The following is a 7,036-nucleotide window of genomic DNA, read 5'->3' on the forward strand; positions in this document are numbered from 1 at the left end:
CCTTATGAAGTTGCATCATCCGCGCCCCGCATCGAAGTGGGCGGCGTTGCCGCTGGGCATCGCCTGCGCGCTCGCCGCGGGCGGCGCGGTCGCCCAGGAGGCGGCTGCCGAACAGCCGCAGACCCTCGACCGGATCCAGGTCACCGGCTCGCGCCTCAAGCGCGCCGACATCGAGGGCGCGGTGCCGGTCACCGTCATCGACCGCGCGGTGATCGACGCCAGCGGCGACGTCTCGGTGGCGGACGTGCTGCGCGACACCACCTTCTCGTCTTTCGGCAACTTCCGTCCGCGTTCGGGCAGCACCGCCCAGTCCACCGCGGACATCAACCTGCGCGGCCTCGGTGCGGACCGCACCCTGGTCCTGATCGACGGCCGCCGCGCGCCCTACGCGCCGTCCACCGGCACCAGCGCCGACCTCAACACCATCCCGCTGGCCGCGGTCGACCGCATCGAGATCCTGTCCGACGGCGCCTCGGCGCTGTACGGCTCCGATGCCATCGGCGGCGTGGTCAACATCATCCTGCGCAAGGACTTCGACGGCGCCGAAGTGCGCATCGGCAAGGGCAGCACCGCGATCAAGGGTGGCGACACCGACGAGGCCTCGCTGGTCGTCGGCACCTCGTCCGACCGCGGCTCGCTGCTGTTCGGTGCGTCCTACAACTCGCGCGGCATGGTCTTCACCCGCGACCAGCACGGCGGCAACGTGCGCGGCGCCTCCCCGTACGGCAACAACTTCTACTTCGAGAGCGACACCGCGCCGGGTGAGGAGGGCGAGTTCGGCGGCGCGCTGCCGGGCTACGCCTGCGACGACCCGGGCTTCTGGAAGAACCAGGGCAACTGCGTGTTCGACTACAACTCGGTGCAGGCCGACGAGGCCTCGGTGAAGAACCGCTCGCTGTTCGCGCGCGGCGAATACCGGATCAACGAGGACTGGACGCTGTACGCCACCGCCAGCTACAGCCACGCCAGCAGCTTCGGTCGCTACGCGCCGACCCCGGGCGTGCTGTACGTGGCCGAGGGCACGCCGAACGACCCGGTCAAGGGCGACGGCCGCGGCGCCTTCATCTACCACCGCTACGCCGCCGCCGGCAACCGCGACGACTTCGTCGACAACACCGTGCTGGACGTCAACGCCGGCGCCAGCTGGCGCGCGAGCGACCGCCTGCAGGTGGACTTCGGCCTGCGCCGCAGCAATGCCGACTTCGACCAGATCGGCCGCGGCTACATCGTCACGCCGCTGGCCGAGGCCGCGGCGGCCGACGGGCGCTACAACCTGTTCGACCCGTTCGGCAACCCGGAGGAGGTGATCAAGGGCATCACCACCGCCACCACCCGCGACGGCAAGTTCGACATCTCCGAAGCCTACGCGACGGCCACCCTGGACCTGTTCGATCTGGGCGGCGGCACCTCGGCGATCGCCTTCGGCGCCGAGTACCGCGAGGAGAACTACGCCGACATCTTCGACTCGCTGTCGGAAGCGGGCGTGGTGGCCGGTTCGGCGGGCAACTCGGCCGCCGGCAAGCGCGAGATCCAGGCGGCCTACGCCGAATGGCTGTTCCCGCTGGCGCCGAACTTCGACTTCACCCTGGCCGCGCGCTACGACCGCTACAGCGACTATGGCAGCGACGTCTCGCCGAAGGTCTCGCTGCGCTGGCAGCCGTTGGACAACCTGACCCTGCGCGCCTCGGCGGGCGAGGGCTTCCGCGCGCCGGCCCTGCCGTACATCCACTCCAAGCGTTCGTTCTCGGCCGAGCAGATCTCCGACTACCGCACCTGCCTGGCGATCGGCTACACCTCGGCCCAGTGCGGCGGCGACGCCAACAACGACGGCATCGCCGACGGTCCGGAAGCCGGCGACGTCTCCTACCAGGTCGACAGCTACATCTCCGGCAACCCGGAACTGGCTTCCGAGCACTCGCGCCAGTACAGCATCGGCGTGGCCTGGGACGCGACCGACTGGCTGAACATGACCCTGGACTACTACGGGATCCAGATCGACGACCGCATCCGCCAGATCGAGTACCAGGAGCTGGTGAACTTCGACAACAACGGCGTCGGGCTGCCGCCAGGCACTTCGGTCACCCGCCGCAGCAACGGCGCGATCAGCGAGATCGTCACCGCCTACGCCAACGAAGGCCGGCTGGATACCCGCGGCGTGGACCTGAACCTGCGCGTGCGGCTGGCCACCGGCTGGGGCCGCTTCGACCACTGGCTGCAGGTAGGCAAGGTCCTGGAGTTCACCGTCACCAACGGCGACAAGGTGACCGACCGCCTCGGCTGGGTGACCTCGCCCGACATGCGCGCCAGCCTGCGCAACACCTGGACCGGGGGCAACCTGAGCCTGAGCTGGAACATCAACATGATCGGCTCGCAGGAGAACCCGGCCAAGCCCCCGTCCTACGGCTACGTGGCCGGCGGCGAGGGCACCCGCATCGGTACCTACACCACCCACGACCTGTCGGCCAGCTACAAGCTGCCGTGGGAAGGCACCGCCACCCTGGGCGTGGTCAACGCAGGCGACCGCTATCCGGAGCTGGTCGGCTACAGCAACCGTCCGTGGAACTTCAACCTCTACGACGGCTACGGCCGCACGGTGTACATCCGCTACGCGCAGACGTTCTGACGCGACGATCCGACGGGGGAGGCCTGGTGCCTCCCCCGTTTTCGTGCCCTGCGCACGCTCACGACAGGCCGCCGCGGGCCGTGCTAGCGTTCGCCGCTACTGCATGCCATGGAGGCCACCATGCGTCTTTCCCGCATCCTGCCGACGGCCTGGCTTGCGCTCGTGCTGCTGCTCCTGGCCGGCTGCGCCAGCGGCCCCACGATCCGCGCCGATGCCGACCCGCAAGCTGATTTCGGCCGCTACCGCAGCTGGGCCTTCTACGAGCCCATCGCGATGGAGGCCAACGGCTACACCAGCTTCACCACCGAACGCATCCGCGAGGCGGTCCGCCGCGAGATGGACGCCCGCGGCTACACCTACGACCCGGCGGCGCCGGACCTGCGGGTGAACTTCCAGGGCATCGTCCAGGACCGGACCGACGTCTACACGATGCCGCGCACCGACTACCAGTACTTCTACAGCTACCGTGCGCGCACCTACGTCGCGGTGCCGGTGTGGTACGACGAGACCCAGGTGCGCCAGTACCGCGAAGGCACGCTGACCGTCGACCTGGTCGACGCGCGGCGCAACCACCTGGTGTGGACCGGCTCGGCGATCGGCCGCGTCACCCGCAAGACGCCGCAGGAGCGCGCCGCCGACATCGACGCGGCGGTGGCAGCGATCTTCGCCCGGTACCCGTACCGCGGTGGAGCGGCGCCATGAGCCGGGTGTCCGGTGGCGGCGTGGTGCGCGCCGGGGTCGGCTTCGGCACGGCCCTGGCGATCACCATTTCCTGGACGGCGAACAAATCCCTGCTGTGGGTGCTGGTGCACGGCATCCTCGGCTGGATCTACGTCGTCTACTACGCGCTGGTCTACCACCTCTGAGTGGCGAGGTTCTGGCACCTGCGCTGGTGGGTGCTGGCCAGGCGGCATCCGTCCGCATGGCTGCTGCTGGCGCAGCTGTGCGGCCTGCTGCTGTATCCGGCGCTGGACGGCATGCCGATGGGCAACGTCCTGGTCAGCGTCTTCGGCGCAATCGTCCTGGCCCTGGCGCTGTGGGTGGTCAGCCACAGCCCGACCGTGGCCTGGCTCGCCTGGTGCCTGGCGTTGCCCGGGGCGACCTTCTCGCTGCTGGCGGCGTGGCGGGCGGATCCGCAGATGCTGGCCCTGGGCCATGTCTTCGAAGGCGCGCTGTACTTCTACACCGCCGCCGGGCTGATCGCGTACATGTTGCAGGACCACGAGGTCACCAGCGACGAACTGTTCGCCGCCGGCGCGACCTTCACCCTGCTGGCCTGGGGTTTCGCCTTCGCCTTCTCGGTCTGCCAGATCCTGCAGCCGGGCAGCTTCGTCGCCGCGGTGCACCCGGAATACCAGCGCAGCTGGATGGAACTGCTCTCGCTGAGCTTCAGCATGCTGTCGGGCGTGGGCCTGAGCGACATCATGCCGGTGCGGCCGGCGGCGCGCGCGCTGGTGATGCTGTCGCAGTTCGCCGGGGTGATGTACATCGCCCTGGTGGTGTCGCGCTTGATCGGGCTGAGCATCCTGCGCCACGGGCAGCGGGGTCGCTGAACCCCCGAACGGCCATGGCGACCGGCACTACAGGTTCCGGCGCGGGTGCGTGACAATCGGTGCCTCATTCGCGCCGTGATCCCCGATGAAGCTGCAGGTCCCCTTTCTCCAGCTCCCCGTCCAGTTCGACGCGGCCGCCCTGGCCGCCGAAGTCGCCGCCATCGATCCGCGCTGGTGGCGCGGCCGCACCCAGCAGGACGACGGCAACAGCGCGCTGACCCTGATCACCACCCACGGCGACCCCGACAGCGACGAGCTGTCCGGCCCGATGCGGCCGACCCCGGCGCTGCAGCAGTGCCCGTACATGATGCAGGTGCTGGAGACGCTGGGCGCCACCTGGGGCCGGGCGCGGCTGATGCGCCTCAACGGCCAGGCCGAGGTTCGCGCCCACGTCGACATCAACTACTATTGGCGCGAGCACATGCGCGTGCACGTGCCCATCGTGACCACGCCCGGCGTGCGCTTCCAGTGCGGCGAGGGCGAGGTGAACATGGGCGCCGGCGAATGCTGGATCTTCGATACCTGGCGCCGCCACCGCGTGCTCAACGCCGGGCAGGAGACGCGCATACACCTGGTCGCCGACACCGTCGGCGGCGAGCGCTTCTGGGACCTGCTGGGGCAGGCGCGGCCGCCGGGCCAGCGTGGTCCGGAATGGCAGCCGCGGCCAGTGCCGCCGCAGCCGGGCAGGCCGGCGCCGGTGCTGGACTTCGAGACCTTCAACGCGCCGAAGGTGATGTCGCCGTGGGAACTGCGCGAGCACATCGTGTTCCTGCTCGGCGAGACCGTGCCCGATCCGCGGCTGGGGCCGATCCAGCAGGCGCTGCTGCGCTTCTCGCGGCGCTGGCAGGCACTGTGGGCCGCATTCGGCGACAGCGGCGAAGGCCTGGCGCGCTACCGCCGCCTGCTCGACGGCGTTGGCGCGGAGCTGGAAGCGCTTGGCGCCGGCCAGCTGGCGCTGAAGAACGAGCTGGGCTTCCTGCAGGTGCTGCACGTGCAGGTGCTGGGCATGGCGCTGGCCACGCCGCCGGACCAGGAAGACGAGTCGCGCCTGGACCGCCACGGTTACGGCGGCGGCGAGGGCGTGCACGCCGGGGCGATGGCGGTGCCGGAACCGGCCGCGGCGGCGCCCATGCCGGCGCCCGCGCGCCGCGCCGCCGGCAGCGATCCGCTGTTCGAGCGCCCGCTGTTCATCGTCAGCCCGCCGCGCTCGGGCTCGACCCTGCTGTTCGAAACGCTGGCGCAGGCGCCGGGCCTGTATTCGCCGGGCGACGAAAGCCACGCGCTGATCGAGGGCGTGCCGGGCCTGGCGCCGGCCGCGCGCGGCTACGAATCCAACCGCCTGCTCGCCGGCGACGCCAGCCCGCAGGTCGCCGCGGCGCTGCGCGAGCGCTTCTTCCGTTCGCTGCGCGACCGCGAAGGACGCGCACCCACCGGCGCGCCGGTGCGGATGCTGGAGAAAACGCCGAAGAACGCGCTGCGCATCCCGTTCCTGCGCGCGGTGTTCCCCGAGGCGCGCTTCGTGTTCCTGTACCGCGATCCGCGGCAGGTGCTGGGCAGCATGATCGACGGCTGGAACTCCGGCAATTTCCGCATGTACCCGCAGCTTCCGGGCTGGCAGGGGCCGACCTGGTCGTTCCTGCTCACCCCGGGCTGGCGCGAGGCCAGCGGCCAGCCGCTGGAAGTGGTGGTGGCGAAGCAGTGGGCTTCGGCCGTGCAGGTCATGCTCGACGACCTGGTGGAACTGCCGGTCGACAGCTGGACCGCGATCGACCACGCCGGTTTCGTCGCCGATCCGCAGGGCCGCATGGAGCGACTGTGCGCATGGGCGGGGCTGGACTGGGACCGCCGCCTCGGCGCGCAGCTGCCGCTGTCGCGCTATACCCTGACCGCACCGGACCCGCAGAAGTGGCGCAGGCACGAGGCAGGCATCGAGGCGCAGCGCGAGACATGGGAAGCGCAGGCCCAGCGCGCGCAGGCGCTGCTGGCCAGGTTCGCCGGCTGAAAGAAAACGGGGCGCCGATGTGGCGCCCCGTCGGTGGCTGGCGGCTGCCGGCAGTGCCGGGCGCCCGCTTCGCGCGATCAGGCCTTGGCGGCGGCCGCGCGCTTGATCGATTCGACCAGGATCTGCTTGGCCTCTTCGGCGTTGCCCCAGCCGGAGATCTTCACCCACTTGCCCTTCTCGAGGTCCTTGTAATGCTCGAAGAAGTGGCCGATGCGCTCCAGCCAGTGCGGCGAGACCTGGTTGATGTCCTCGACGTGGGCGTAGCCGTTGAACACTTTGGCCACCGGCACGGCCAGGATCTTCTCGTCGCTGCCGGCCTCGTCGGTCATCTTCAGCACGCCGACCGGACGGCAACGCACCACCGAGCCCGGGATCAGCGGCAGCGGCAGCACCACCAGCACGTCGGCCGGGTCGCCGTCGCCGCACAGGGTGTTCGGCACGTAGCCGTAGTTGCACGGATAGCGCATCGGGGTGGAGAGGATGCGGTCGACGAAGATCGCGCCGCTTTCCTTGTCCACTTCGTACTTGACCGGCTCGGAGTCCTTCGGGATCTCGATGACGACGTTGATTTCGTCGGGCGGATTGCGCCCGGAATTGACCTGGTCGAGACCCATCTGCTGCTCCGTGATCAAGGGTGGAAATAGGGCGGTCNTTTTACGCTCTTGCCTGTTGCGCCGCACAAACCCCCTGGGTGTTCCCCCGAAACGCGCGAAGCCCCGGCCCTGCCGGGGCTTCTTTCCATGCGAAATCAGTGACTTGGCCCGTGCCGGCGACGGGCGCCCGCCGCCGGCAGGGACACCGGGCCTACAGCAGCGGCACCAGCAGCAGGGCCACGATGTTGATGATCTTGATCAACGG

General features: G+C 69.9%; 6 protein-coding genes. 5 read left to right on the top strand and 1 reads right to left on the bottom strand.

Annotated features, from left to right (window positions below):
- Positions 1–4: 4 nt before the first annotated feature.
- The 5 genes from PSEJ35_RS0105455 to PSEJ35_RS16590 all read left to right on the top strand — a co-directional run bounded on the left by PSEJ35_RS0105455 (position 5) and on the right by PSEJ35_RS16590 (position 6,178).
- Positions 5–2,623 carry a TonB-dependent receptor gene (locus PSEJ35_RS0105455; protein WP_084635438.1) on the top strand — a complete coding sequence of 873 codons (2,619 nt, stop codon included), beginning with the start codon at positions 5–7 and terminating at the stop codon, positions 2,621–2,623.
- 120 nt (positions 2,624–2,743) lie between these two features.
- On the top strand, positions 2,744–3,325 hold the full coding sequence (locus tag PSEJ35_RS0105460) for a DUF4136 domain-containing protein (protein WP_037082504.1): 582 nt from the start codon (positions 2,744–2,746) through the stop codon (positions 3,323–3,325).
- Positions 3,322–3,489 (top strand): hypothetical protein, encoded by a 168-nt coding sequence (locus PSEJ35_RS17415; RefSeq protein WP_198014149.1) that lies wholly within the window; start codon positions 3,322–3,324, stop codon positions 3,487–3,489. Before PSEJ35_RS0105460 ends, PSEJ35_RS17415 begins: the two co-directional genes overlap by 4 nt.
- The gene (locus PSEJ35_RS0105470; protein WP_232207580.1) at positions 3,490–4,176 is read left to right on the top strand and encodes an ion channel; all 687 of its coding nucleotides are present in this window, start codon (positions 3,490–3,492) and stop codon (positions 4,174–4,176) included.
- 85 nt (positions 4,177–4,261) lie between these two features.
- Positions 4,262–6,178 (top strand): sulfotransferase, encoded by a 1,917-nt coding sequence (locus PSEJ35_RS16590; RefSeq protein ID WP_051412516.1) that lies wholly within the window; start codon positions 4,262–4,264, stop codon positions 6,176–6,178.
- A gap of 77 nt (positions 6,179–6,255) precedes the next feature.
- On the opposite strand, the gene ppa is transcribed toward PSEJ35_RS16590, so the two are convergent.
- Positions 6,256–6,792, bottom strand: a complete 537-nt coding sequence (gene ppa / locus PSEJ35_RS0105485; protein WP_028916922.1) for an inorganic diphosphatase — start codon at positions 6,790–6,792, stop codon at positions 6,256–6,258.
- Positions 6,793–7,036: the final 244 nt, after the last annotated feature.

The sequence above is a fragment of the Pseudoxanthomonas sp. J35 genome, assembly GCF_000513995.1.
Lineage (GTDB): Bacteria > Pseudomonadota > Gammaproteobacteria > Xanthomonadales > Xanthomonadaceae > Pseudoxanthomonas.

Excerpts from the sequence above, each read along its gene's own strand:
- PSEJ35_RS0105455 (WP_084635438.1), top strand. The coding sequence starts at position 5 with ATGAAGTTGCATCATCCGCGCCCCGCATCGAAGTGGGCGGCGTTGCCG.
- PSEJ35_RS0105460 (WP_037082504.1), top strand. The coding sequence starts at position 2,744 with ATGCGTCTTTCCCGCATCCTGCCGACGGCCTGGCTTGCGCTCGTGCTG.
- PSEJ35_RS17415 (WP_198014149.1), top strand. The coding sequence starts at position 3,322 with ATGAGCCGGGTGTCCGGTGGCGGCGTGGTGCGCGCCGGGGTCGGCTTC.
- PSEJ35_RS16590 (WP_051412516.1), top strand. The coding sequence starts at position 4,262 with ATGAAGCTGCAGGTCCCCTTTCTCCAGCTCCCCGTCCAGTTCGACGCG.
- ppa (WP_028916922.1), bottom strand. The coding sequence starts at position 6,792 with ATGGGTCTCGACCAGGTCAATTCCGGGCGCAATCCGCCCGACGAAATC.